The organism is Fulvitalea axinellae (assembly GCF_036492835.1).
Lineage (GTDB): Bacteria > Bacteroidota > Bacteroidia > Cytophagales > Cyclobacteriaceae > Fulvitalea > Fulvitalea axinellae.
Map to the genome: position 1 here is coordinate 875,522 of NZ_AP025314.1, position 25,914 is coordinate 901,435.

The window sequence follows — 25,914 nt, forward strand, 5'->3', positions numbered from 1 at the left end:
TTACGGAAAATGTGTATGTTGCGAATAATCGTAAATGGGACTCGGAGCCTAACCTCGGTTTTAAAAACGGCTACGCTTTCCGAAAAATTTCATGATCGCCAAAGCGAATACTTGCCTCCGCAAACTATGGCCCGAAACAGAGCCGTGTCATGGATTTTGGCTTTGCGGAGAGTCAAAGTGACAAAATAATTTGCCGAACCCGGTTCGGCCTCGTTTCCCTTAAAAGTCCCTCAGTCCAGAATTACCTACATGTTTTTTCTTTTTTTTATGATTTTTTTTCGAAAGGCCAAAAAAGTGCTTTTCGGGATAGTTTCCGAGTTTGTGACACTGATGTTCAAGTTTTGGCAAATCCAACATATTTCACTATCATAGCATCCTTAAGTTGTGAAGGGGGAAAGAGATCGGTGATGTGTTTTCAGAATTAGGGCATTCTGTTTCAGTGTTGGTTTTCAGGTTTTTATGTTGACTTGTGGCGTTTTTTTAGATTGAATTTTGACACCTAAAGCTAACAGTTTGGTTTTTTGCGACAGGGTATCGTCCTAGAATAAACCCCATGCTTTTCCCACTAATTTTAAGGAATGGGCCTATTGGGTATTTTAGGTCGCAGAAAAAGCATAACGGGATGTTTTTTATACTATTCATCACCTAAATCCCTATAGCTCAACAGGTCTTACAACCATGGAAAAGAATTCCGAAGATATTGAAAACCTATTGCCGAAATACCTTAGGGGCGAGACTAGCCCTGAGGAAAACGCGCTTATTGACCGTTGTCGGGAAAGTGATCCGGATATGCGTGAGCGCTGGGACGAGGCGTCCGGTATTTGGGAAAGTCTAAACGGTGACAAAGTAGCCGACAGGCCGGGAAACAGAAAACAGGAGCTACTGCGGGATACGCTTAAAAGTATATCCGCCAAAGAAAATTCCAAGCCGAAAAAGCGTTTTCCTTTGGCTATAGCGGCGAGTCTGGCTTTGCTGTTGGCGGCGGGGGTTTCGGTATGGCTTACTTCGGATTCCGGAAACGATTTGGCGACTGCCGAGCCAAACGATGTTGTTTTTTCCTTTCCCGAAACCTCACCGATAAGCTTAAACGAAATACGCAACGGAGACCGCTCGGTCTACGACGATTCGGACAGTTTGGTTAGACTGGACGCCTTAAAAAAGATAAAAACCTCGGAGGCCGTAACCATTAGGGTTCCGTACGGAAAACGTATAAGGGTGCGTTTGGAAGACGGGACCACAGTTTGGATTAATTCGGGAACAACCCTAACGGTGCCCGAGCAGGCCGAAACCGGCCCCAGAAGGGTGAAAGTACGCGGAGAGGCGTTTTTTAGTGTAGCCCACGCCGGTAGGCCGTTTGTTGTTGACGCGGGCCTGGCTTTGATCAAAGTGTATGGCACTGAGTTCAATGTCAACAATTATCCGGAATCGGAAGCCTCCAGCGTTACGCTGGTGGAGGGGAGCGTGGCCTTGTTTTCCGAGAGTATAGCCGATAGCGTCTTGCTGGCTCCGGAACAGCGGGCGGTACTCACGTCCCGGAACGGATACAAAGTGGACAATGTGAAAACGGAGGCTTTCACTTCTTGGAAGGATAATATACTGTTTTTTGAAAACCAGTCTTTCAAACAGCTTACGCCGATCTTGGAACGCTGGTACGGGGTGTCTATCTCCGACCCCGACAACAGGATGGAAGGTGCGCGATTTACAGGTATTTTCGACGAAACGGACAGCCTCGAAATCGTGATGACAGCATTTTGCCGACGGGAGGATTTTGGGTTTGAGATTAATGACGGTTTTGTGCGTATAACCGCAAAACCTGCCAAATAAAGCAATGAGAGTCAGTGGGAAAGTGGGATGTGTGTTCTAGTATTTGATATTCTAATTTTCCATAATGAGACATAACACTACATAGCGACAGGGAAAATCCGCTTTCCGAAGGAGTAAGGAAAGCGGGCTCAACCTATGTGCGGCACTTTGCGCTCCAAGCTTTTTTTCACGGAATGCGCAAGCGTTGACGCCGCTTTCTGTATACACTTGTTTTTTATCGGGATCTGGAATCCGGTTTGTTACGGATTGCCCTTTTGTCTCGGGAGCAAAGTGTATTTGCCAACTATGGTGCCTCGACTGAGACTTTCGAAAGATGGATATTAACGAAGAAAAATTTTTCACGTTGCTCAACCAAAAGAAGTACGAAAGCGCTTTCGGTTGGCTATACGCCCAATATTTTGACGCACTTTTCAGCTATGCCTTCGGGATGGTCCAAAGCGATAAAGTGGCTGAGGATCTGGTTCAGGAAACATTTCTTTCGGTATGGGAAAACAAGGGAGGCCTTAAGAATATCGCAAGTTTGGAATCGTACCTGTACAAAGGCGTTTATTTCAACGCAATGAATGAGGTGAGGAGGAAAAAGGTGCGGGAAACGAACGCTAAGACGGTCTTGCATGTACTGTACGAAGACGAAAACAGCGAGAGTGACAAGGGCCTGGAAGCCGAGATAAGAAAAGCGATAGACGACCTTCCGGAAAGGTGTAAGGAGATTTTCTATTTGAGTAAATATTCCGAACTAAAGCGAAGCGCCATATCCGAACTTTTGGGCGTTTCGGTGAGAACGGTAGACGCCCAGCTAAACAGGGCGATTAACAAAATCAGAAAATACCTGATGACAACCCAAACCTTTATGGAAAAAAGGAATGCGTGAAGATGTTTGTCGTTTTTGTGAGAAAAGAACATACTTGTTGTCAATGTCTTTAGGCTTTGTTACTGGTTTATAAGGCAAAATGCCATCAGGCTTTTTCCTGTTATTTCCCCTTCCCATTTCCACTTTTCCCTTTTATTTTTTAGATTCGAAACCAGAACGGACCGTACCAGTTGTGGTCGTAATAGAACCTCTATGATTTTTGAAGTAAACGAAGAAAGCGAAACGCCTAAATTTCAGCAACTTGTTGATTCCGTAACCCGGGCTTTGGCCGAGGGTACTCTGGATACGGGAGACCAGCTTCCGTCGGTGAATACTATTTGCAAGGAGTATCGCCTGTCCAGAGATACTGTTTTTAAGGCTTATAATATCTTGAAAGAGAAGGGAACGGTGCAGTCGGTGCCTAACAAGGGATATTTTATCGCTAAAGAGAACCGCAAGGTGTTTTTGTTTCTCGATACATTCAAAGCCTACAAAGAAGTGCTGTATGGCGGTTTGGTGAAGAACCTGTCGCCGAATATAGTGGCCGACGTTCATTTCCATCATTATAACACCGAGCTTTTCAAAAGGCTGGTGGAGGAAAACGCCGGCAAATACAGCAAGTATATCGTGATGCCCTTCGATAATCCGGAAGTGGGCGAGGCTCTAAAGCGCCTTCCGGCGAACAAAACGCTGATTATTGATTGGGACACCAATGCGACAGACCATAAAAACAGGCTTTACCAAAACTTCGGGACTGCCGTCCGCAGGGAACTGGAAGGCGTAGAAAGTTTGTTGAGAAAATATACGAAATGCGTAATGCTCTATCCGGAATTCACTTTTCATCCGAAAGATACCGTTGAGAATTTCGAGGCTTTCTGCAAAGACAAGCGGATTCCTTACGAGGTCCAGTACGATTCGCAAGCGTTGGACGTAAAGCCTGGCGAGATGTATTTCAGCGTAAGCGACCGAATGTTAGGGATGGTTTTGGAACAGTGCAAAGCCAGAAATCTGGAACTTGGCGCGGATGTGGGCGTGTTGTCTTACAACGAGACTCCGATGAAGAAATTCGTTGACAAAGGCATCACGGTAATCTCCACTGATTTTGAGAAAATGGGAGAAGAGGCTGCTAGGTTTTCCAACGGCCAAGTGTCTATGGATATTTGCGTGCCTACCAAAATCACGCTTAGGGAATCCTTGTAAATAGAGCAAGAATAGTGAGAGAAATAGCGTAATTGATTCAATATCAGTGATCCGAAGCTGTTTCTTTCGCTGTTCCAGTATTCAAAAATTTTTTACCTACAAAACATACCAGATCAGAACGGAATAAAATCAATTCTTTAAACTATGTTTCTACTAGGTATAGATATCGGGAGCTCATCGGTGAAGGTGGCACTTGTGGAAGGCGAAAGCGGAAAGTGTGTGGCCTCGGCTTTTCACCCGAAAAAGGAGATGAAAATTACGGCGCCGAGGGCGGGATGGGCCGAACAGGATCCGGAACAGTGGTGGAAACATCTGAAACGGGCCATGGCGGAAGCGCTTCGGGAGTCGGGAGTGTCGCCGGAAAGTATCGGCGCCGTAGGAATCTCTTACCAGATGCACGGCCTAGTTGTGGTTGACAAAGCGCTGAAGCCTTTGCGCCCGGCCATTATCTGGTGCGATAGCAGGGCTGTGGAAATCGGTGATACAGCTTTCGAGGCTATAGGCAAAGATAAATGCTTGGCAACTTTGCTGAACTCTCCGGGTAATTTCACGGCATCGAAGCTCAAGTGGATTAAGGATAACGAGCCCGATATCTACAACCGGATTTACAAGATTATGCTTCCGGGCGATTATATCGCCATGAAGCTCACGGGCGAGCCAAAAACCACTGTAAGCGGACTGTCGGAAGGGATTTTTTGGGATTTCGAACGCAACGAATTGTCCCGGGAAGTGCTTGACTATTTTGGTTTTGATGAGAGTCTTGTCTCTGAAACCGCGCCTACCTTCGGCCCGCAGGGGACGCTTCCGCCCGAAGCCTCTCAAGAGCTCGGTTTAGCCGAAGGGACAAAGGTCTGTTACCGGGCCGGAGACCAGCCGAACAACGCTTTTTCCCTAAATGTAATGAATCCCGGAGAGGTGGCGGCCACGGCCGGAACTTCGGGCGTGGTGTACGGCATCAGCGACCGGCTCGCTTTTGACCGGCAGTCCCGTGTCAATACTTTCGCCCATGTCAACCACCGCCAGGAGGCGAAGCGTTTAGGTGTTTTGCTCTGCGTAAACGGGACCGGGATCCTGAATTCTTGGCTTAGGGAAAATATTGGCCCGGAGAATTTTTCCTATGAGGAAATGAACGCCTTGGCCGAACGGATTCCTGTCGGGGCGGAAGGTATGAGCGTTTTGCCCTTTGGCAACGGCGCCGAGCGGATACTCAACAACCGGGATATCGGAGCGCAGATAGGTGGCACTTTGAATTTCAATATCCATACCCGGGCGCATCTGTTCCGGGCGGCGCAGGAAGGAATCGCTTTCGCTTTTAAATACGGGATGGAAATAATGGCGGCGATGGGAACGGAGGCGAAAGTCATTCGGGCCGGACACGCCAATATGTTTCTAAGCCCCATTTTCCGCCAAACCTTGGCTTCCGTTACCGGAGCCTCGATCGAACTGTACGATACTGACGGAGCCGTAGGCGCGGCCCGCGGAGCCGGTATCGGCGCGGGATATTACAAAAACACACGGGAGGCCTTCCGTAATCTCAAAATCATCGAAACGGTTAGGCCCGACGCCTCCGGTGCGGAGCTTTTCAGGGAAGCCTATGGCCGTTGGACAAACCAACTGGCCAAATTCTTATAACTTCAAAACCACGCAAGATGACTGTATTCACAGGCGACAAAGAATATTTCAAAGGCATAAACAAGATTCAGTTTGAAGGGAAAGATTCGAAAAATCCATTGGCTTTCAAATGGTATGACGAAAACCGGATAGTGGCGGGCAAGACGATGAAAGAGCATTTGCGTTTCGCCGTTTCCTATTGGCACGCCTTCTGTGGTGCCGGACAAGATCCTTTCGGTCCGGGGCCCCGCCCGTTTCCTTGGGGCAAATCATCGGACCCTATTGAGGCTTCGAAAGAAAAACTGGACGCCGCCTTTGAGTTTTTCACCAAACTGGGAACGCCCTTCTACTGCTTTCACGATACGGATTTGGTGGGCGACGGCTCCGTTTTCGAAATAGAGAAAAGACTTGGGAAAATCATTCCGATGGCCAAAGAGCGTCAGGAAGCCACGGGCGTACGCCTGCTGTGGGGAACAGCCAACGTCTTTTCGAATCCCCGCTATATGAACGGCGCGGCCACAAACCCGGATTTTGACGCGGTAAGCAACGCAGCTGTGCAAGTCAAAAACGCCATGGACGCTACCATAGCGCTGGGCGGAGAGGGTTACGTATTCTGGGGCGGGCGCGAAGGCTATATGAGCCTGCACAATACCGACACCAAGCAAGAGACCGGACATTTGGCGAATTTCCTGCGCATGGCCAGAGACTACGGCCGAAAACAAGGCTTCAAGGGCAAGTTTTTCATCGAACCGAAACCCATGGAGCCGACCAAGCACCAATACGATTACGATACGCAAACGGTTATCGGGTTTTTGAGGAAGCACGGCCTTGAGAGCGATTTCCAGATCAATATCGAAGTCAACCACGCGACGCTTTCCGGCCACTCTTTCGCCCACGAGCTACGCATGGCCGCCGACAACGGCATGCTCGGTTCCATCGACGCCAACAAAGGCGACTACCAAAACGGCTGGGATACCGACGAATTTCCGACCAGTATTTACGAAACCACCGAAGCCATGCTGGAAATCCTCCAAGCCGGCGGATTCGCCCACGGTGGAATAAACTTCGACGCCAAACTCCGCAGGAATTCCACGGACTTGGAGGATCTGTTTATCGCTCACGTTTCGGGGATTGACACATTCGCCCGGGCCTTACTGATCGCACAGGATATTCTGGAAAACTCCGATTATTTGGCTCGTCGCAAAGAGCGTTACGCTTCTTTTGAGGCGGGGGAAGGGGCTAGGTTTCAAGCTGGAAAATTGACATTGGAAGATTTATACACCTACGCCCAAACGTCAGGCGAGCCGGCCACCGTTTCCGGCAAGCAGGAATATCTCGAAAGTCTTATCAATATGTATATCTAGGTTTTCGCCGATACCCCTCCGCCTCTATTCCTTTTGTAAAAGGACTGTGGCGACACGCTTTTCTTGTCAAAGATCATCCATTCTCAAATGAAGCCTCAGGGCTGATTATCAATCGCTTTTAAATCATTTTCAGATGACAATACGAAAAGGTAAACTAATCACAGTACTCTGTTGGGCCATGTTGTTCTTCCGCTTTACGGCGATTGCGCAACAAAAGGCGACCGTACATTACGTTACGCTTGAGGAAGGAGAGAATATCCCTGGAAATCCCGTAAAGGAATACGGTTTGTCCGAAAAAGGTGAAGGCAACCAAACGATCCTGCTGTATCCAGAGGCCGAATTCCAGACGATTACGGGAGTGGGCGGAGCCTTTAACGAGATTGGCGGGCTGGCGCTGGCCTCTTTGCCCAAGGGCGAACAGAAACGGGTGATATCCAATCTTTTCGGGGAGGCAGGGGCGTACTTTACGTTATGCAGAACGGCCATAGGTTCCAGCGATTTTGGGGTGGACGCATATAGTTATGACGAGACTCCGAACGATTTCGGAATGAAGGATTTTTCCGTTGACCGGGACAAGAAAAGCGTGATCCCTTTTATCAAATTGGCTCTGAAATACAATCCGGACATGGCCCTGTTCGCTTCGCCGTGGAGCCCTCCGGGATGGATGAAATACTCGGGACTGATGGACCGCGGGATTGAGTTTCCGGAAAAGAACAGACTGAAATCGGACAAGCGGATTTACGAAGCTTATGCGCTGTATATGGCCAAATATGTTAAGGTCTATAAGAAGTACGGAATTGATATCGACAGGATTTTGGTACAGAACGAAACGGATATCAGCACCAAGTACCCGTCTTGTGTTATGCCTCCAGCCCAGATGTACGAGTTCGTATCGGAACATATGCGCCCTGCTTTCGGCAAGTACCGTTTGGATACCGAAATATGGGCGGGGACTTTCCGTACGCATGGTACGTTAGACGCTATCGAGTTCGCTGGTTCCGATGAATATTTGAAGTCCGTTGACGGAATTGGGATACAATATACCAATACCCAATACATCAATGATATGAATGTTCTGAAAGGCCCAAAACCGGCGATGCATACAGAGGGCGTATGCTATAACGGCGATAACACCGTAGGGCAGGCTTTCGCCAGACTGGGCGAGATTGCGTCTTATATCAATTCTGGTATTCCGAATTTCTGCTACTGGAATATGATTTTGGACGAAACGGGAAAAAGCGGTTGGGATTGGAAACAGAACAGCCTTATCAATATCGACCGTGGCCAGAAGACGGTTACTTACAATCCCGACTATGCGGTAATGGCTCTGTTTGGCAAGTATATGGAGCCGGGCATGCGACGAATCGCCTCTTACGCTCACGAAACGGTGATCACTCTAAAGAAGGAAAATACTGTTCATGTTTTTGTGAAAAACGAATCGGGAAAGGCGAAACGCTATACGCTGAAAGTTAAGGGCGGGGATTCTGCGGAAGCCACGGTTCCTCCGCATTCTATGGCCGTGATTGTATTGAAATAGCGCCCGAGCGTCGTAAAAGCTCCTATTTCCGCAACAATCCGGCGGAAACGAAAATTCAACTAAGGAAGAACCGCCGGTATTAAGTACTAAGCGCTTGCTAATACTTAACATCCAAGACCTATTGGATAGCGTAGGCATTTCCGGTTTCTGTTAATCTGCTAGATATTTTAATATGGAAAAACCAAAAGCCACTAACAACCACGCCTACGTAATTCGGCTGACCCTGATCGCCACGCTTGGCGGGTTGCTTTTCGGCTACGACACGGCCGTGATATCGGGAACGGTCAGTTCCTTGGAGCATTTCTTTATACAACCCTTCGGCCTTAGCGAGTCGGACGCCAATTCTTTGCTCGGTCAGGTGATTTCGAGCGCTTTGATCGGTTGTGTAATCGGCGGTTTGTCCGGCGGGTGGATCAGCGAAAAGCTCGGCCGGCGCAACGGCCTTATGCTCGCGGCCGCGCTCTTTTTAGTTTCGGCGGTCGGATCTTCCATGCCCGAATTGTTCTTTGAGCCGTCGAAAGAGGGCGCCCATCTTTTCGTCAACCATTTCGTGTTTTACAGAATCGTCGGGGGAATTGGCGTGGGCTTGGCCTCCATGCTCTCGCCTATGTATATCGCCGAGATGGCGCCTTCGGATATCCGCGGTAAGCTGGTTTCCTGGAATCAGTTCGCCATCGTGATGGGTATGCTGATCGTGTATTTTGTCAATTACGCCATCTCCCGCCAAGGCGACGACCAATGGCTGAATACCGTAGGCTGGCGCTATATGTTCGCTTCCGAGATAATACCGGCCACGGTTTTCCTAATAGGCCTGTGTTTTGTACCCCGTACGCCACGCTTTTTGGTTTTGAAAGAAAAACACCAAGAGGCCAGGGGCGTATTGGACCGGATCAGCCCCGCCTTCGCCGAGCAAACTTTAAAGGAAATCACCGGCTCCATGAACCAAAAATCGGCCAAGATCATGTCTTACGGTGTCGGCGTTTTGGTAATCGGAATTCTGCTGTCCGCCTTCCAACAGTTTGTGGGCATCAATGTGGTTTTGTACTACGCCCCCGAGATTTTCAAGAATATGGGCATGGGCACTGACGCCGCCCTGTTCCAAACCATTATCGTGGGCGGAATCAATATGCTGTTCACCATTCTGGCCATCTACACCGTCGATAAATGGGGACGCAAACCGCTCCAAATCGCCGGGGCCGTGGGCATGGCCGTCTGTATGATCGCGCTGGGATTTTCCTTTTTCCTCCAGAGCGCCGGTCTGTTCGCCCTGATCTGTATGCTGGGTTATATCGCCTGTTTCGCCATGAGTTGGGGACCGGTTACTTGGGTATTGCTGTCGGAGATATTTCCCAACAGTATCCGGGGAAAAGCCATGGCCGTAGCCGTGGCGGCGCAGTGGATTTCCAACTATCTGGTCTCTTGGACCTTCCCCATTATGGACAAAAGCACCTACCTCAACGGCCTGTTCCACCACGGATTCGCCTATTGGATCTACGGCGTAATGGCAATTATAGCCTCGGTATTTGTCTGGAAATTCGTGCCCGAAACAAAAGGCAAGACATTGGAGGAAATGGAAAATTTATGGGAGAATAATAAAGGGTAGAAAGACAACAATTGGTCTGTACAGACAGGGCATGCCCTGTCTCAGCGCCCCGTTTTACACACCCGGATTTTCAACAAAACAATCTGATTTCCATCAACAATATTTTCAAATCAACAGCCTGAAACCCTTTTATCCGGCTACCTGATTACGCAACCAAATTTTTAGAAAGATGATCTTTTTGAAAAGCTACATAAAAGGAGCCTTAGCGCTATGCGCGCTCACGGCGTCCGCCACGCTGACGTGGGCCCAGAAACCGGCCGATATCTCGTGGATAGATTTCAACCTGAACGATAAGAAAGAAGTCTACGAAAACCCCGAATCCTCGCCTAGACAAAGGGCCGTGGACTTGGTGGAGCGGATGACTTTCGCCGAAAAAGTATCGCAACTGATCGATAAGGCCGCGCCGATAAGCCGTTTGGGCGTGCCCGAATACAACTGGTGGAACGAATGCCTGCACGGCGTGGCCCGCAACGGCAAAGCCACCTCCTTTCCGCAGGCTATCGGCTTGGCCGCCACTTGGAATACCGACCTGATACTGGAAGTGGCCGAGGTGATCAGTACCGAGGCCCGGGCCAAGCACCACAAGAACCTCTCGGAAGGAAAAACGGGACGCTACCAAGGCCTGACGATGTGGACGCCCAATATCAATATCTTCCGCGATCCGCGCTGGGGCCGTGGGCAGGAGACCTACGGCGAAGACCCCTACCTCACTTCCCGCATGGGCGTGGCCTTTGTAAAAGGCCTGCAAGGCGAAGGGCGCGACTACCTGAAAGTGGTGGCCACGCCGAAACACTTCGCCGTACATAGCGGGCCGGAGCCGGACCGCCACCATTTCGACGCCTATTGCAATCCGAAGGACCTTTGGGAGACGTATCTGCCCGCCTTTGAGGCGACGGTAAAGGAAGGCAAGGCCTTCTCGGTAATGTCGGCCTATAACCGCTACTTGGGCGAATCGGCGACGGCCAGTCCGTTCTTGCTTCAGGAAATATTGCGTGACAAATGGGGCTTCGAAGGCTATGTGGTATCGGACTGTGGCGCCGTGGACGATATCCACCGCAGGCACAAATTGGTACCGACGGCGGAAGAGGCCTCGGCCATGGCGCTGAAAAGCGGATGCGACCTGAACTGCGGTTCGCTTTACGCCAATCTGGTAAAGGCTAAAGAGCGCGGATTGGTCAATGAGCGGGATGTGGACACTGCTTTGGTAAGGCTCTTCGAGGCCCGTTTCCGCCTAGGCATGTTTGATCCGCAAGACCGCTTTGTGGCCGAATACCCTTACCAGCTTGTGGAATCGGAAGAACATAGAAAGCTCGCCCGCAAAACCGCCCAAGAGTCGATAGTATTGTTGAAAAACAAAGGCAATACGCTTCCCCTGAAAAAGAACCTCCCGAAGATAGCCGTACTGGGCCCGAATGCCGACGACGACATCTACCAACTGGGCAACTATAACGGCATGCCCGAACACCGGGTAACCGTATTGGACGGAATCCGCAACCATGTGGGGCCGAAAACGGAGGTGTTTTACAGCGTGGCCACGGGCCTTAGCTCCACAGAAACGGAAGGCGCTTTGGACGAAAAGCAACTGAACGAGATCCGCACGGCCGACGCCATCGTATTTGTGGGCGGTATATCGCCGAGGCTTGAGGGCGAGGAGATGAAGGTGAACGTGGAGGGCTTTAATATGGGCGACCGCACAAATATGAAAATGCCCGAAGCCCAACTCCAAACCCTCAAGAAACTAAAGGCCACGGGCAAGCCGGTGATATTGGTGCTTACCAGCGGTAGCGCCATGTCCATAAACTGGTGCGAGGAAAACCTCGACGGCATAATGCAGGCTTGGTATCCCGGGCAGGAAGGTGGCAACGCCGTAGCTGATGTCCTCTTCGGCGACTATAACCCTTCGGGAAAACTGCCCGTCACCTTTTACAAATCGGTCAAAGATCTGCCGCCGTTCGAAGACTACCATATGGACGGCCGTACGTACCGCTACTTCCACAAAGAACCGCTATACCCCTTCGGCTACGGAAAAAGCTATACCCAATTCGGCTACGCCAAGCCCAAAGCCAAGAGCAAGATAAAAGCGGGCGACCAGCTGGAAGTAAGCGTACAGATCAAAAACACCGGCCAACGCGACGGCCAAGAGGTGGTGCAACTCTATGTAAAAGACCTGGAAGCCAGCGTAGCCGTGCCCCTAAAGTCTTTGCGCAAGTTCAGGAAAGCCCACCTCAAAAAAGGCGAAAGCCGGACCGTCAACTTCACCTTGGCTCCGAAAGACTTCGAACTGATAGACCGCGACGGCGAACCGAGGCTGGAAAAAGGCAAATTCGAGATAATAGTGGGCACGGATTCGGCGTCAGAGAACAAGACGGAGGTCGAGATTAAATAATCCCCACGTATACAAAGGCGCCGGAACAATCGACACCCTCCGGCGCCAACCGAAGCCCCCAAACCTTACCCGCCCCAAAAAAAACGCAACGGCCCGTGGCGCGAAACCTGCGTATAATAAGGAAAGTACGACGCTATGCGCAGACAAAAAGGCTACACCCATCTCAACATTTACGAACGTAAAGTGATAGAAAACTCCCGGACGATGGGCTGGAGCATACGCCGTATAGCCGAATTCATAGAGCGCTCGCCCTCTACCGTAAGCCGGGAGCTGGAACGCAACACCGCCATACACGGCGTGTATCTAAGCGCCGAGGCCCACGACTTGGCCCGGGCCCGCAATCGCCTCTATGGCGCCCACCGCAACCCTAAGCGTGGCCTTATATATCCCCCGCGGTGCCAATACGGCAAGATTTTGCGCACGCACGTGGCTTGGTACTCCGATACGGAAGTATATATCCGTATACGCACAAACTGGCCCTCGGCATTCTTCCGTACCCGTGCCACCTCCATATTCAAGCTCGACGACAAGCCTTACCACTATAGCGAAACCGTGGAGCTTTTCTCGCTTTTGGCCGAACATAACCGCTGGCGCAAACTGATCCGGCTACTAAAAAGCAAATACCCTAAAAATATGGACGCCGAACCGGCACAAAACACAGGCCTTTGCAAGGTAGTGCCGATACCCGAACCGCAAAAGTCACTAGCCAAGGCTGGATAAGTCCGCCCAAACGGTCCTTAAAACAGCCCTTGGCCCACCGTTTTTCTCTTTTCTCAACGATTTTCTGACACTGATAAAAATATTGAAGCCCTTCGGGGCTTTTTTTCGTGCTGGAGTTTTTTGGTGGAGGGGTTTCGGGTGGTTTTTTCTGGTGATTGGGGAAGTGTTGCGTTTGCTCACGTGATTTTGGGCTTCGGAATTTATTTGGGACCAAGAGAAACGCCGGGAAGGCTGTGAGTTCTTGCCAGTCCAGAAAATCGCCGACAGAAAATTCGACTGGCGAGCTCTCGTTATTTCCCGGATATAAGAAATAACAGGATTTGGACTATATGTGTGAATTTTTAGGAGATTATATATTCGTAAGAGAGGTTTTGAATGTAGCACAAACTAAGTTTAGTTTAAAAAATTTAAGGATGTGTTGTGTGTGTAAATAAATCTTATTTTTTTGTGGGAAAGAATCTATTAGGTGTAGAGGAAATAACAGGAATTCCTGTTATTCCTACGTTGTACCACATCACCATTGAAAAGAGCAATATTCATATTAATTATTCAGCTGTTTCCAATCCTAACCTTTGGGCAGAGTAAAGACTCAATCTATTCAACACTTTTACTGGACAAGTATGTCAACCGTTGTATCGATAGTCTAGATTCAATAGAATACTTGAAAATTAACAACTATTCAAAGAGGTTAGACTTCTGCAATTTGGCAAGTTGTTTTACATTTTTAGAAGCCTATGACAAAGACACTCTACTCAATCAAGCATTATATGTGCGGTTAGAACAAATTGCGAGGAGATTTTATTCTGAGGGAACTCCAGTTCTCATACATAGAGGTGGAATGAATAGCACTGAATTATGTGAAAGATTAAATAAAGAAGGTAATCCTTACGGAATCACATATGTAAGCTTAGGTAATGCATGTGTCTCATATGGTTCAATGGATATTGGAATTAAAAAGTTTAACGAGGAGACCAAACGGTTAGTAGACTACATTGCTACCGAAGATAGAAAGAAGAAAAAGAAAGAAAAACGTGGTACAACAAAAAATAAAACCCATTAAAACGGGTTTTATTAGCCGTTGTAGGGCATTAAAAAACCAGAATGAAAAATATCTTAACCTTCATTAAGTCTTGTTTCATTTGGACAAGAAGAAGAGAGTGTTACTGAAAAAATAAAAATTGACCCCAGCTCCCGCCAGCGTACAGACGGCCATCGCAAGCATCCTTGCTTGTGATTTTTCATACAGCAAGTTTCCAAACTTGCCCGTGCGGTATTTCCAAACAGATCGAGGCAAGTTAGGAAACTTGCGGTTTGTTTTGTCACAAGCAAGGATGCTTGCGACGGCGGTGAGGTTTATCATTAGATTCTGTATATTTTTGTCCCGTTAGGAATTAACGAGATACAGATATGATTTTCAGCGCTTCGATTCACGTTCAGGAAAAGATAAAAACGGAATACGAGATCTCCGCCAGCCAGCCGGAGTTCGGCTTATGGCATTGGTATGTCGGTTTGCAGATGATCACCAACAGAAAGAGAGGGTTCGTCTTGGTAAATTCGCTTACGGGATATACCGTCTGCCTTGAGAATAGCACCAAGCCGATAATCAGAAACTTTTCCAAGTGTTTTCAGAAAGCTTTGGAGACCTCTCTGAGCGGAAAAGTGTCAAAGGAGGCCTTGGAGAATTATTTCGCTAAACAACCGCCCTTGACATTCGCCAACCCGGAGCGTGACGATTTGCTTGAATACACCTATAACCGGGCCATGACTATTTTTTTTATGCTTAGGCAAGACAGTTGGGACAATGTTATGGAAGCGATCAACAAGAGTGACAAGAATATTCTTGGTTCTCAAACATCGGGATCGTCCAGCCCGGCGCTTCTGATGGTCAAGAGGTTGGAAAAGGAGCTCGGCTAGTCCTTTTCACCGGCCGTCGTAAGCATTTATGTTTGTGACGGCCTATGGAAATCACCTTTAAGACATTTTTAAGGCCCTCGGCTAAACTTTTCCCTCCAAAACGTGTTTTTTCTTCTTGGCCCCTCCTTTCCGGTACAGGAATTGTAAATGCTTGGGTGACGTTCTATTTCATAAACCTTAAATGTAAAAAGTATAATGGAAGAACAACTGAAACCCGAAAATTGCATTCCGCCGGAAGACTACCCGAAGATAGCGGAGAATCTGGGGCAATGCCAAACGTATATTGACGAGGAAACCAAGTATATCCGCCAAATCCTCTATAAGGCGCTGGGCAAAGAGGCCAAGGAAGATACTCTAGACGGAAAGGTGGCGAACTTGCTGGATATCAAGCAGAAGCTGGTAAGGGATATCGCCGGTTTGGAATTCACTATCTCGCAAGAGCAGGACGCCAATCTTCTGGCCAAGTTTGAGGTGGATCTGGCTGTCTACAAGGCTAGGCTCCTCAAGATCAATTTCGATTTGGAGAACAACAAGAGCGATTCAATCGCGGACGTACATCATGCCACTACAGACGCTATAGTGTTTGGGCAGAAGTACCGCATATACCGCCAAGCCCTGCTGAATTACATCAACGATTATGTGGTTCCAGGCAATATCGGCGAGGGTTCGGTGTTTTTTGAGGGTGTGGAGTATGTGGCCTCGTTGGCCTCGCAAGACTAGAGTTTTGATTCACAATTGGTATATCAGAAGGGGATGGCGTACGGTCGTCCCCTTTTGTTTTGTAGGGACTGGGCTAGCTTTGTCCGCTCACCGTATTATTTTTCTTGGTGTGAGATAATCTGGTAATCATACTTTTGTTGTTGTTAATTTTTAATTATAAAAAATAAAATTAAAGTCATATTTAGGGTGTGTGTGGAGTGAGATTTTTTATATTCAGAGTATCTGGAAGAGGTGTGAGAATTGGTGAGAAGCATTTACCTTTTTAAAGGATAGACCAAAACCTGAAATAACCATGAATATTCGCTCTGATAAAACGGAAGAAAACAAAAGTCAATCGGTCTCAAATGCTGTTTCTCAAGGCTTGGCAAGCAGTGAATCTACTTTTCAGTTTGTGGATAATCGTTCTATATCTGTTGCGCAAAGGAGGTTGCGAGAGCTGGCTGGAGATAGCCCAAATACTCAGCGAGTTGTACAAAAGCAGATATTAGCGAACAACCTTCCCTTACAAGAGCCTACACCTATCCAGAAAAAAGAGAATAATACCGGCTTGCCCGACAACCTGAAGTCCGGTATAGAAAACCTTTCGGGTTATTCTATGGATGACGTGAAAGTTCATTACAATTCAAACAAACCCGCCCAATTGCACGCTCATGCCTATGCGCAGGGAACGGATATACATTTGGCTTCCGGACAAGAAAGGCATCTTCCTCATGAGGCCTGGCATGTGGTGCAACAGAAGCAAGGGAGGGTAAAGCCAACCATGCAGATGAAGGGCAAAGTGAATGTGAATGATGATGCTGGGTTGGAGAAAGAGGCGGATGTGATGGGAGAAATTGCAACAAATTGGAAGGTCCACTCTGATTCACAGCCAAAGGAAACTAATGCAAGTCAAGGAGCCCATCCAGTTCAAAGAGTTTGGAATAAGGATGGAGATATATACCGATGGGATCGGTTAAAGGATGGGGTAGAATGGTGTACCGATGAAGCAGGGAACATGTGGTTCGAAATAAAGGACCCGTCTTTAATTAAAGTAGGTAAGCAAGCTGACTATGAAACCCTGCAGGGAAAAAAGAAGACTTGGTCCGAATGGAATTCGATTAGTGTTATTCCTGTTTTAACTGCGCATGATACACAAACTGCATTTGATGGATGGCATGATAATTCTCGGGTTGATTGGTCTCAGGCCACGAATGAATGGCTCGCTCAAATGCAAGAAAACGTAATCAGATATGGGATCGAGCCACTCATAACAGAATTACTTGACCATTTGCCACCTGAAGTGAGGCGCCCCGTCTTTGAACGTATGGGAAGTGCCCTTGGTAAACTTAGAATATATAACCGACAAGAGTTTGCTGTAAGGAGTTATCATTTTGCGTGGGTTGAAAAAGGTGGCGCAGGTTCACGACCATATGACGAAATAGAACAGGAAGTCATTGGTTATTGGAAAGAAAAAGTAAGTCGTTACGATCCAAAAGAAAAAATTCTCAAAGAGATAGAGGATGTCAATGGAGGTATACAAGGGCAGGCAATGGATGGCTACCAATGTATTAATGCGGGAGGAGCATTTCCGGGACAAGGACTTCACCTTATTATTCACGAGACCATGCATAACCTGGCTCATCCTGGTTTTGCTGAGTCATTGAGGAAAACTCCACTGGGAGACGAAGGATTGAACGAATACTTCGCAAGATTAGCTACGTTAACTTTGCGAAAACACCCTATTACCGAGGAGTCGTTAGCCGGATTTATAGGTTCCCCTAAAGGGGGAATTGAACGGAGTAATTCTAGTGCTACCAAAGCTTTATCTGGACGGGGAGTGTATGGGGATCTGATGGATCAAGATGGTTATCATAAAATTAAAAAAAATATCTCTAGAGAAGAATTGGTTGCCTTGGCAAAGAAGTACTTTCTTAATTTAGACTAGCATTAATAATGCTCTTAGCCGTCACAAGTATCCTTATTGATACCCAACGTTGGCACCAGAGTTAGGCGATAGTTATCCAGTGTTTTTTTTCATGCCCTAGACTTGATATGCAGATATTTGAAAAGCGTTATGTTTCAGTTTGGAGGCTGGTGTTTAATGAGTGCAAGTGCCACTTTCGTTTAACACTTGCGCTAGCTTGTTGACTCACTCAGCTAACCAACGCTTAAACTGACCAATCTTTTCGCGGGCTACTAGTAGCTCGCCGTGGCCACTTTTCTTTAGGTATACTTTTAGGCGGGTGGCGGACGAGTAGCGGAGTTCCAATACGGCTTGCCGGCTGATTAGGAATTGGCGGTTGATCCGGAAGAAGTCGTAGGGACGGAGGGTGTTTTCCAGCTGTACCAATGACATGTCGAGGACATGGCGTTTGCCGTCGTGGGTGAAGAGGAAGGTTAGTTTGGCGTCGGTGAAGAAGTAGGCCACTTCGTCCGAGCTTACTACGGTCACTTTGTTACCGGCGTTTACCAGAAAGTTCTTGGGCTTGCGTTGTCCGTTCAGCATATCGGCCAGGCGCTCCAAGTCGGCGGGGAGTCCGGTGGCGGGTTTGTCCGCCGAGAGCGCTTCCAGTTTCTTCAGGCTTTGCGATAGGCGTTGCCTGTTTACGGGCTTCAGCAGGTAGTCCACGCTCATCTGTTCGAACGCCCTTAGGGCGTATTCGTGGTAGGCCGTGGTGAAGATAATGGGAGAGCGCACCTCTATCTGTTCGAATATCTTGAAGGCGCTTCCGTCGGCCAGGTGGATATCCAGAAATATTAGGTCTACCTCGTTTTCGGCCAGCCACTGCACGGACTTTTTGATGGAATCCAATACGGCCACCACCCTTACTTCCACGTCAGTCTGTTCGAGTAAAGTCCTTAGTCGCTCGACAGCGAAATCCTCGTCTTCGATTATAACAGCCTCTATCATATCTCCGGATCAAACAATGGTATCTTGGCGATGAACTTTCCGTTTTCGGTAATGAACTCGGGCAGTTTCTCGTCCAGTATCTCAAATTTTTCCATCAGGTTTTTCAACCCGATTTTGGTTGTGTCACTGCGGTAGTCTTCGCGCAGGCGTATTCGGTTTTCCACAATCAGCGTATTGCCCTGCGCGTAAAGTTCCACCACCAGCGGATGGGACTCCGACACCTCGTTGTGCTTGACGGCGTTTTCCACCAAAAGCTCCAGCGTAAGCGGGGGAACGCACTTGTCCAGTGTTCTGGGATTCAGGTTTATGCGCATGTCCAGGTTATCGCGGAAGCGTATTTTTTGCAGAAAGAGGTACGACTCGATAAACTCCACCTCTTGTCTGAGCGGGACGAGGAAGGTCTCGTTGAGCTGTAGGATATACCGGTATATACGGCTCAGTTCCTCGATGAAATGCTCGGCCTTGTCGGCGTCTTTGTGTACCAGGTGCGAGAGTGCGTTGAGGCTGTTGAACAGGAAATGCGGGTTTATCTGGTTGATCAGTGCTTGGTATTTGGCTTCGCCATGGGCTTTGAGAAGTCGGTAGTTTTGGCGTTCCAGTTGTTGGCGCTGTACCAGCACCAGCTCAAAGCCCTCCACCGTCAGGGTTATGGCCATAAACAGCAGGGTGTTGATACCCTCGGGCCATAGGGCGTTGCCGAAGGTTCCGGGCGCTATGGACATTACCAATACCGGTACCAAGAGACAAAGGGCGATTGAAATTACGCTGGTCCCGGTTTTCTTGTTGCGGAACCATCTTCCGAAGAATTTCCAGCAGAACCGGACCACGATCCCAACCAGCGGAAAAATGGCCGTCAGGAACAGGGGGGTCAGGAGCATCCCAAGCCACAGGTCCTTTAGTTGGCGGTCGTCGTCTAAGAAATCTTCCAAGCCGGGCAGGGTGCCCATGATGATGGCCGCCAGTATGTAGGCTGTCATCTTCATCTTTCCGTCAAATATCCGGGGCTCGGTTTCGGTGTTTGTCGCTCTTGAACTCATACTGCGCAAAAATACGTAATACGCTTGTTAAAAGGTTGATAACATCGCCGAAAGCCATACAAACGGGGAGGAAAGCGGTATATCCGCCGATGAACCGTATATCGGCGTATTGCGCCTAGGAATAAACTCTCTTCTCTGTTTTTCCCCGTTTCGCGTGGATATTCTGACGGCAGGAATATTCTTTTTTTCAAAAGCATATAAAGCATACAAAATTGCCAACGATTACGCCTGTCAGAGCCTCTGAAAAGGCTTGCGGGAACCTTTATGCTAAAAGATCGGATATGCGGAAATTGTTGTTGGTTTTGGGAATTCTGGTAAGCTCTTTTCTTTCATTGAGAGCCCAAACGTCTACTCTGGAAACGGATCTTCTCAAAGAGAAAACTAATGCTTTCACCAAAAAACAATGGCTTTTTCCGGCTCTCTGCATTACGTACGGGGCTATAGGTTTGATTCAGGATTCTCCGGTCAACAAGGCTGATCAGCGGGTTAACTCCGAAGTGGTGAGCCGTTCCCTGGCCCCCCGTCGTTTTGACGATTACTTGCAGTACGCTCCCGTGGCTGCGGTATACGGCCTTAACGCCGTGGGCATAAAGGGCAAAAGCTCCTTTAGGAAACGGACAACGGTATGGGCTACATCCATGGCCATAATGGGGACTACGGTGGGCCTTACCAAAAAAGGTACGGCGAGGTTGCGGCCGGACGGTTCGGCCCGCACGTCGTTTCCTTCGGGCCATACCGCCACGGCCTTTGTTAGCGCCGAATTTATGAGACAGGAATACTGGGACGTGTCGCCGTGGTACGGAATAGCCGGATACGCGGCCGCTACGCTAACGGGCGCCATGCGGGTGCGAAACAACCGGCATTGGGTGTCTGATGTGGTGGCGGGTGCCGGCGTGGGTATACTTAGCGTTAGGTTGGCTTATTGGGCATACCCGTGGCTGGAAAGAACACTTTACGGAAGAAAGAAAAGACCGGGAGGACGGATAGTGTTGCCACAACTGGGTGTGCCTACAATAGCGAGCATTGCTCCATTTTACAATGGCCGGCAAGCGGGGCTGACGTTGCGGATTAAGCTGTAAGGTTATTGGGCTTCCTTGTCTCGCTTATGACGTAGCATATTGCTTGGCCGGCCAATTCTTGAACCTTTAAAATTCTGTTTGATGGAAAAGAGAATGTTAGTGTGCGGGGTTTGGGTGATGTTCATTTTGATAAGTTGTGGCGCTTGCCGTCCAAAAATCAACGCCGAGGATATTAAGGTCACGCCCTCTCCCCGGAAACTTATCGCTGGAGTGGGCTATTTTAATTTCGATGCGGAAACACGTATAGGTACTGAAAACGAATCGGCAAAAGTTATATCGGAGAAATTCTCCTCCTATTTCGAAAGGGTTACGGGAACACATATTCCCGTAACGAACGAGGCTGAGGGAGCGCCGATTACCGTAAAAATGAATACCACAATGCCTGACGGGGCATATAGCTTAAGAGTTAGCCCGGTAAAGATAGAGATCCGGGCTTTTTCCGAAGCCGGATTTGTCCGGGCGTTTCTGGTGCTACGGCAACTGATGAGAGGAGGAAATGCCGAGGCTTCATCCGAGGCTATGTGGAAGGTGCCTTCGGTGTGGATTGAGGATCATCCGGGGATTATGTTGGAGTGATCTTGTGCAAAGGGATTTGTCATGATAAGTTTGGCGCCCGTCTTCAGAGGCTTTCAGTGTGAAAATAGTGAATGAAACTGTTTTGCCTCCCTCCCTCATTCATTAATGGTATCTGGCGCTACAGTTTCATTCAGGATGCTATGATGTGAACATTATCAAAGCTTTAGTGAAGGAAGGTACCTGTCTTTAGGGCTATAAACTAGGCTCAAGATTATGCATAAGGAAAATGGTTCTAGTGGGAGAGAAGCATTTATCTATTTTAATTTTAAAATAAGGTAAGTAAACCAATTGGTTAGCGTGACACTCGTATGTTTCATTTAGTGATAATGTTTTCATATCAATCAGAGCTTCAGGATATAGAATTTCGCCCGGAGATGATTGATTGAAGTATTCGACCTCATATGTGCCGCAATTATCCAGAAAATTAGGAGTGATTTGAACATCTTGTCCATAATTATAGTAAGTCACCCAAATGTCTAAAGTTCCTACGCCAGGTATTGATATTTGGTCGTAACTAGTAGAATTGTCATTTGTAGGAAACGAGAGATAGAAGTTTGTTTGGGATTGAGCGAATGTCGAAAATCCGCAAGCGAAAACAATCAAAAAAGAAAGAAGAGTTCTCATAATAACTGAAATTTAGGTTAACAAATTTATTATAGAGATGTGAGGCTAGATCAGGACAATCTTCCTTTTGAGTTAAGGCCAGACTAGTACCTCAAGAAATTTTCTTCAATATGCCTTCTGCTGTCTTGGTCAAAAAAATCGTAAAACGATAGTGGTGGAATTCTGTAAGCAGGGTTTTATATGCTTTCAGAATGTCTGGGTTGAAATAAGCGCATAACAAAATCAGTGAGTGAGCCGTGGCATTCCTGTTCTTGTTTTCCTTTTGCCTGTCAGAAAATTGCTATGCGCTTATTTTGTGTCGAAGGTTTTACTATCAAAATAGGTAAAGCCTTAGGTGAGTGTATGCTTTATTTCGCTAAAGAATATACTTGAAACTCATGCATATTTGACTCGTCATGGTTCTCTCCAATAGTGCCGGCTGTCCGGAACATTTTTTTGATCGAAATTTTCACATAACGAGCGTCCTTATAGCTTGAGCAATACAGTTCTTGCCAAGCGGGATCGTGAAATGGACCATGTTTGAATGTGGCTATTGGTTCTCCCCAGTCCTGTCCGTCAAGACTGATGAAAATATCCATATCCATAATCATATCCTTTCTCCAGTTTTGCCAAGGCAAGAAACGGAAGCCCATTACCCGGTGTGTTTTCTTCATGTCAATGATAATTTCATGCGGGAATGGAGGTACGGGGTTCTGCCACATTGAATGCCAAAAGCCACCAGCCTTATCCGGGTAACCGTCAAAAAGGTGCTCAGGCCTGTTGGCATTGCTTCGAATTGTAGCCTCAGATGTAGCTTTCCACCCGATAGGGTTCAGGATAATCCGGTCGTAGGCATGCGGAGTCGAGATTTTCGTTTCGTCAAGGGCGTAACCCGTGTTGTTCTTGACGTTTTGTAGAAAATCATCGTCTTCGGTAGCGTCTCCTAGCGCCCACATAAAATCGTGAGCCGTGTAGTTGAAACCTTCGAATACAGGGATCTTTTTGCGCTTGGTTTCGAAGTATTTGCCTATGATGTTCAGGTCGGGATAGGCTTTTTCGAGAGAATCGAGCACGAAGAAAAGCTTGCCGTGGCGAAGGAATTCCGGGTAGCCGGCCTGTTCATCGGCGCTCATGCTTACGGGGTCGTATGTGCGGTAGCGCTCGTCGTCTCTGGCTTTGGCCATTTGGTCCTTTACCATATCGTAAGGTTCCTCTATACCGAGGTTGGCGCTCACTTTAGCTATCAGGTATTTCGAAAACGCCTCTTGCTCGAAAGGCTCTTCCAATGGGCGGGCCCAAACTTTTTCGGTCAGTTGGGCGAGGTTTATCTTCATGGCGTCGGTATTGTCGGGAAAACCGCCGAAATAGGCGCCGATGTTAATGGTGGTTCCGTCTACCCATCCCGGAGAATCAGTTGAGATAATATTGAAATTTATATTATCGGCTACTCCTTTCTCCACGGTCATTACGTTCTTGAGCTCGGCCAACACTTCCTCATAAAGAGGCTGGATGGCCTCGGCCCTGAGTTTGATGTACTTGTTGGCGGCGAAAGAGGCGTCGGTGGCCTCAGAATTAAACTCTCTTCCGAGTACGGTCTTCTCTTTGTCGGGGGAGAAGAAGCCGTCGGAATACTCGGTCATCTCGGAGAGTATCTTTTGATAGAGGGCTTTGTTGGTTCCGTCAGCGCCGGCGCTGAAGATGTCCACTCCGCAGGCCAACACTTTTCCTGTTGCGTTGGCGGTTTTGACCTCTTTTATCGCCACTACGGGTTGTCCTCCGGCTTTGGCCAATATTTCCCAAGAGCCGTCTTGCAGGTCAAGCGAATATACGGTGCCGTTAAGGTTGGCGCCTTCGTCGGTGGTAGTGGCGGGAGCGGCTTGTTGGAACGCGAAGCCGTAAGTATTGCTCAGCCAAGTGTTGTAGCGTTGCGCATTGCCGGCGCCCATGGCGAAGAAGCCTAGGCCTGCGCCGTTGGCCAGCGTGGCGTCGAAGGTTTGGCGGTCGGCCTCGTCATATTCTTCCCCTACAGTCATATTCAGGAAGACGTTCAGCGCCGAGACGTTACCGATTCTGCCTTTTAGCCTTTCCACGCCCGTGTACGACTTGGTCAGGTATTGCTGTTCGGCTTCCAGAAAATTCAGGAAAGGTTTTTCCGTGCCACTCAGCGTTGCGTTTTCGTATTGGGAAAGATCATTGAGGATATGAACCGGATTCCCGTCGTATTTAGGTTCGGGTTTGGCCTCGTATATTTCCTTGTCGCGGTCGCAAGACCAGAGGGCCAGCGCAAAAAGTAGCGTGGCCGGTATGTATTTGTTTATTCTCATGATTAGTCATCTAAAAAGTTGGGGAATGGAGCGCCTTTTTGACGCTCCGTAATGAACCAAATTGCCTACATCTGGTTTTGCCTATCTTTTTAATTACCACCAATGGTCCAGTTTGGACAGCATTCGGGCCCTCCAGCGCACATTTTTCCGTCGGAAGAAGTGTTTTCTCCCACGAGGATATTGGTGCCTTGGTACGTTGGGCAAGACGAGTCCGCGATCCAAACTACTGCGGCAGGCCCTTTGCTTGTGTTGTTTTCAAACACGCAGTCCCTAATGGTTGTAGCCCTTCCTGCGAATATGGCACCGCCTTTTTCAGTCGCTTCATTGCCTTTGAAAAGACAGTTTTTGATCAAAAACTTTTTGTTATTGAAACTGTTGTTGTCTGAATGCACAGCCCCCATTTTAGAGATATTATCCTCAAAAACGCAGTCGATCATCTGTGAGTCGGTAACGCGGTAGTGTACGCAAGACCCCCATCTTCCAATGTTATTCTTGAAGAGTATATTTTTGAAAATAGGACTGCCTGATTTGATGAATACGGCACCCTTGCGGTTATTTGCCCGGGTGAGTTCGAAGTCTTGGATCAGCATTTCCTCTTTACGGTTGTTGTCACCTAGCTCTATCAACAAGATTTCCTTGTTTACAACCTCCCAGTGATTCGGCACTGTGTGGGCGTACTTGCCCCCACTGTCCCAATGACCGTCGATAACGGAGCGAAGCCCCGCAGGACGTTGGTCCAATGAGGTTTCGTCGCCCTTGAAGCCACCGATAAGGCTAATGCCTTTTTTGTTAAGGCGAATATTATGTTCCATATAAGGCGCCGTTGACGCAACCCAAATCGAGATACCGGGTTCAGCCATTCCTACGGCATCTTTTATGCTGTTGAGGGCTTTGTCCCAAGTACTGCCTGTTCCGCCGTCCGGGGCGGTGGCGTCTACGTAGATGGTGTTTGTCGTTTTGAATGTTTTGGTCTCGCCATCCACCGACGAAAGCTCGTTTTGCGCTACGGGCTTGTACTCATACGTTTGGCCAGGGTCCAAGCCTTCCAGCGTTGCGGTATAGGTTCCGTCATCCGCTATTTCGGCGCTGCCGTACGTTGGGTCGCCGGGTTCGCCTATACGCCAGGCTACCACGGTTACCTCCGTCTGGTCACTGTTGCCGTCACTGAGCAAGCGCCCGGCTACTTCGGCTCGGGCAAAGCCAACGTCCAGAGGGTTACCGTTTTCCACTTTCGGGGCTTCGATCCCCGCGGCTATTTTGGTGGTGAACGAGAAGACGTCGCCGTCCATGCGTTCCCCTTTTTCGTTTTTGGCCGTCAGTACGTAAGCGTAACCTTTGTACGACTTCAGGCCTTCCACTTTGTGGGAAAACTTCTCGCCCTCTTTGCGGGTGTCGATCATAATGGTCTTGCGGGTGTCCATATCCCCCTGCTCCCAGTAAGCGAAAAACAGCTCGCTGATAGGGTAGGAACCCACCCTGCTAAGTTCACCGTTTAGCTCGACGGAGTTCTCGGTGACGGAGGTGGGGTTAAGCGTAGCCACTTCCATCGGTACCCTGAGTTCGGGAACCTCGTATTCGAATTTCTTCTCGTCACAAGCCGCTAATACCGAGAAAATAACGGCTATCAGCGCCATTGCGGTCCATTTAAATGAATTGATCGTTCTCATGGTTTTCTG

22 protein-coding genes are annotated in these 25,914 nt (G+C 48.4%); 16 read left to right on the forward strand and 6 right to left on the reverse strand.

What is annotated here, in order from left to right; genetic code table 11:
• Positions 1-15 precede the first annotated feature (15 nt).
• The 11 genes from AABK39_RS03630 to AABK39_RS03680 all read left to right on the forward strand — a co-directional run bounded on the left by AABK39_RS03630 (position 16) and on the right by AABK39_RS03680 (position 14,155).
• The gene (locus tag AABK39_RS03630) at positions 16-189 is read left to right on the forward strand and encodes a hypothetical protein (protein ID WP_338393558.1); all 174 of its coding nucleotides are present in this window, start codon (positions 16-18) and stop codon (positions 187-189) included.
• 489 nt (positions 190-678) lie between these two features.
• The gene (locus tag AABK39_RS03635) at positions 679-1,824 is read left to right on the forward strand and encodes a FecR family protein (RefSeq protein ID WP_338393559.1); all 1,146 of its coding nucleotides are present in this window, start codon (positions 679-681) and stop codon (positions 1,822-1,824) included.
• A 313-nt stretch (positions 1,825-2,137) separates the two neighbouring features.
• A complete protein-coding gene (locus AABK39_RS03640) occupies positions 2,138-2,695 on the forward strand; it encodes an RNA polymerase sigma-70 factor (protein ID WP_338393560.1) in 558 nt (185 codons plus the stop codon).
• Positions 2,696-2,887: 192 nt separating this feature from the next.
• A complete protein-coding gene (locus tag AABK39_RS03645; protein ID WP_338393561.1) occupies positions 2,888-3,874 on the forward strand; it encodes a GntR family transcriptional regulator in 987 nt (328 codons plus the stop codon).
• Positions 3,875-4,018: 144 nt separating this feature from the next.
• Positions 4,019-5,506, forward strand: a complete 1,488-nt coding sequence (locus tag AABK39_RS03650; protein ID WP_338393562.1) for a xylulokinase — start codon at positions 4,019-4,021, stop codon at positions 5,504-5,506.
• A 17-nt stretch (positions 5,507-5,523) separates the two neighbouring features.
• On the forward strand, positions 5,524-6,849 hold the full coding sequence (xylA, locus tag AABK39_RS03655) for a xylose isomerase (RefSeq protein ID WP_338393563.1): 1,326 nt from the start codon (positions 5,524-5,526) through the stop codon (positions 6,847-6,849).
• Between the two features lie 133 nt (positions 6,850-6,982).
• Positions 6,983-8,386, forward strand: coding sequence for a glycoside hydrolase family 30 protein (locus AABK39_RS03660; protein WP_338393564.1), 1,404 nt, complete (start codon positions 6,983-6,985; stop codon positions 8,384-8,386).
• 172 nt (positions 8,387-8,558) lie between these two features.
• Entirely contained in the window at positions 8,559-9,989 is a 1,431-nt protein-coding gene (gene xylE / locus AABK39_RS03665; protein WP_338393565.1) for a D-xylose transporter XylE, read from the forward strand.
• A 169-nt stretch (positions 9,990-10,158) separates the two neighbouring features.
• Positions 10,159-12,375 (forward strand): glycoside hydrolase family 3 C-terminal domain-containing protein, encoded by a 2,217-nt coding sequence (locus tag AABK39_RS03670; RefSeq protein ID WP_338393566.1) that lies wholly within the window; start codon positions 10,159-10,161, stop codon positions 12,373-12,375.
• A gap of 135 nt (positions 12,376-12,510) precedes the next feature.
• Positions 12,511-13,095, forward strand: coding sequence for a helix-turn-helix domain-containing protein (locus AABK39_RS27695; protein WP_421825154.1), 585 nt, complete (start codon positions 12,511-12,513; stop codon positions 13,093-13,095).
• Positions 13,096-13,615: 520 nt separating this feature from the next.
• Positions 13,616-14,155 (forward strand): hypothetical protein, encoded by a 540-nt coding sequence (locus AABK39_RS03680; protein WP_338393567.1) that lies wholly within the window; start codon positions 13,616-13,618, stop codon positions 14,153-14,155.
• Between the two features lie 75 nt (positions 14,156-14,230).
• Here AABK39_RS03680 and AABK39_RS03685 read toward each other — a convergent pair whose 3' ends face one another.
• Positions 14,231-14,455, reverse strand: a complete 225-nt coding sequence (locus AABK39_RS03685; RefSeq protein WP_338393568.1) for a hypothetical protein — start codon at positions 14,453-14,455, stop codon at positions 14,231-14,233.
• A gap of 47 nt (positions 14,456-14,502) precedes the next feature.
• Here AABK39_RS03685 and AABK39_RS03690 point away from each other — a divergent pair, with 47 nt between their 5' ends.
• The 3 genes from AABK39_RS03690 (at position 14,503) to AABK39_RS03700 (ending at position 17,653) form a co-directional block, all read left to right on the forward strand.
• Complete coding sequence (locus AABK39_RS03690) at positions 14,503-15,009, forward strand: DUF6933 domain-containing protein (protein WP_338393569.1); 507 nt, start codon at positions 14,503-14,505, stop codon at positions 15,007-15,009.
• 195 nt (positions 15,010-15,204) lie between these two features.
• The gene (locus AABK39_RS03695; protein WP_338393570.1) at positions 15,205-15,729 is read left to right on the forward strand and encodes a hypothetical protein; all 525 of its coding nucleotides are present in this window, start codon (positions 15,205-15,207) and stop codon (positions 15,727-15,729) included.
• Between the two features lie 292 nt (positions 15,730-16,021).
• Complete coding sequence (locus tag AABK39_RS03700; RefSeq protein WP_338393571.1) at positions 16,022-17,653, forward strand: eCIS core domain-containing protein; 1,632 nt, start codon at positions 16,022-16,024, stop codon at positions 17,651-17,653.
• Between the two features lie 204 nt (positions 17,654-17,857).
• Here AABK39_RS03700 and AABK39_RS03705 read toward each other — a convergent pair whose 3' ends face one another.
• A complete protein-coding gene (locus AABK39_RS03705; RefSeq protein WP_338393572.1) occupies positions 17,858-18,619 on the reverse strand; it encodes a LytR/AlgR family response regulator transcription factor in 762 nt (253 codons plus the stop codon).
• Positions 18,616-19,656: a sensor histidine kinase gene (locus AABK39_RS03710; RefSeq protein ID WP_338393573.1), complete on the reverse strand. Its 1,041-nt coding sequence runs from the start codon at positions 19,654-19,656 to the stop codon at positions 18,616-18,618. The genes AABK39_RS03705 and AABK39_RS03710 overlap by 4 nt, the downstream gene beginning before the upstream one ends.
• Positions 19,657-19,937: 281 nt before the next feature.
• Between AABK39_RS03710 and AABK39_RS03715 the strand changes: the two genes are divergently transcribed.
• Both AABK39_RS03715 and AABK39_RS03720 read left to right on the forward strand, forming a co-directional pair.
• Positions 19,938-20,735 carry a phosphatase PAP2 family protein gene (locus tag AABK39_RS03715; protein ID WP_338393574.1) on the forward strand — a complete coding sequence of 266 codons (798 nt, stop codon included), beginning with the start codon at positions 19,938-19,940 and terminating at the stop codon, positions 20,733-20,735.
• Between the two features lie 81 nt (positions 20,736-20,816).
• Complete coding sequence (locus AABK39_RS03720) at positions 20,817-21,311, forward strand: glycoside hydrolase family 20 zincin-like fold domain-containing protein (RefSeq protein WP_338393575.1); 495 nt, start codon at positions 20,817-20,819, stop codon at positions 21,309-21,311.
• A gap of 192 nt (positions 21,312-21,503) precedes the next feature.
• Here the strand turns inward: AABK39_RS03720 and AABK39_RS03725 are convergent, their stop codons facing one another.
• The 3 genes from AABK39_RS03725 to AABK39_RS03735 form a co-directional block, all read right to left on the reverse strand.
• Positions 21,504-21,935 (reverse strand): hypothetical protein, encoded by a 432-nt coding sequence (locus AABK39_RS03725; RefSeq protein WP_338393576.1) that lies wholly within the window; start codon positions 21,933-21,935, stop codon positions 21,504-21,506.
• Between the two features lie 347 nt (positions 21,936-22,282).
• Complete coding sequence (locus AABK39_RS03730) at positions 22,283-24,238, reverse strand: discoidin domain-containing protein (RefSeq protein ID WP_338393577.1); 1,956 nt, start codon at positions 24,236-24,238, stop codon at positions 22,283-22,285.
• A gap of 89 nt (positions 24,239-24,327) precedes the next feature.
• Positions 24,328-25,905, reverse strand: a complete 1,578-nt coding sequence (locus AABK39_RS03735; protein ID WP_338393578.1) for a hypothetical protein — start codon at positions 25,903-25,905, stop codon at positions 24,328-24,330.
• Positions 25,906-25,914 lie beyond the last annotated feature (9 nt).

Coding starts and splice junctions, on each gene's coding strand:
- AABK39_RS03640 (WP_338393560.1), top strand. CDS start 2,138: ATGGATATTAACGAAGAAAAATTTTTCACGTTGCTCAACCAAAAGAAG.
- AABK39_RS03735 (WP_338393578.1), bottom strand. CDS start 25,905: ATGAGAACGATCAATTCATTTAAATGGACCGCAATGGCGCTGATAGCC.
- xylE (WP_338393565.1), top strand. CDS start 8,559: ATGGAAAAACCAAAAGCCACTAACAACCACGCCTACGTAATTCGGCTG.
- AABK39_RS03685 (WP_338393568.1), bottom strand. CDS start 14,455: ATGATAAACCTCACCGCCGTCGCAAGCATCCTTGCTTGTGACAAAACA.
- AABK39_RS03700 (WP_338393571.1), top strand. CDS start 16,022: ATGAATATTCGCTCTGATAAAACGGAAGAAAACAAAAGTCAATCGGTC.
- AABK39_RS03725 (WP_338393576.1), bottom strand. CDS start 21,935: ATGAGAACTCTTCTTTCTTTTTTGATTGTTTTCGCTTGCGGATTTTCG.
- AABK39_RS03710 (WP_338393573.1), bottom strand. CDS start 19,656: ATGAGTTCAAGAGCGACAAACACCGAAACCGAGCCCCGGATATTTGAC.
- AABK39_RS03690 (WP_338393569.1), top strand. CDS start 14,503: ATGATTTTCAGCGCTTCGATTCACGTTCAGGAAAAGATAAAAACGGAA.
- AABK39_RS03705 (WP_338393572.1), bottom strand. CDS start 18,619: ATGATAGAGGCTGTTATAATCGAAGACGAGGATTTCGCTGTCGAGCGA.
- AABK39_RS03630 (WP_338393558.1), top strand. CDS start 16: ATGTTGCGAATAATCGTAAATGGGACTCGGAGCCTAACCTCGGTTTTA.
- xylA (WP_338393563.1), top strand. CDS start 5,524: ATGACTGTATTCACAGGCGACAAAGAATATTTCAAAGGCATAAACAAG.
- AABK39_RS27695 (WP_421825154.1), top strand. CDS start 12,511: ATGCGCAGACAAAAAGGCTACACCCATCTCAACATTTACGAACGTAAA.
- AABK39_RS03720 (WP_338393575.1), top strand. CDS start 20,817: ATGGAAAAGAGAATGTTAGTGTGCGGGGTTTGGGTGATGTTCATTTTG.
- AABK39_RS03670 (WP_338393566.1), top strand. CDS start 10,159: ATGATCTTTTTGAAAAGCTACATAAAAGGAGCCTTAGCGCTATGCGCG.
- AABK39_RS03650 (WP_338393562.1), top strand. CDS start 4,019: ATGTTTCTACTAGGTATAGATATCGGGAGCTCATCGGTGAAGGTGGCA.
- AABK39_RS03660 (WP_338393564.1), top strand. CDS start 6,983: ATGACAATACGAAAAGGTAAACTAATCACAGTACTCTGTTGGGCCATG.
- AABK39_RS03715 (WP_338393574.1), top strand. CDS start 19,938: ATGCGGAAATTGTTGTTGGTTTTGGGAATTCTGGTAAGCTCTTTTCTT.
- AABK39_RS03730 (WP_338393577.1), bottom strand. CDS start 24,238: ATGAGAATAAACAAATACATACCGGCCACGCTACTTTTTGCGCTGGCC.
- AABK39_RS03645 (WP_338393561.1), top strand. CDS start 2,888: ATGATTTTTGAAGTAAACGAAGAAAGCGAAACGCCTAAATTTCAGCAA.
- AABK39_RS03635 (WP_338393559.1), top strand. CDS start 679: ATGGAAAAGAATTCCGAAGATATTGAAAACCTATTGCCGAAATACCTT.
- AABK39_RS03695 (WP_338393570.1), top strand. CDS start 15,205: ATGGAAGAACAACTGAAACCCGAAAATTGCATTCCGCCGGAAGACTAC.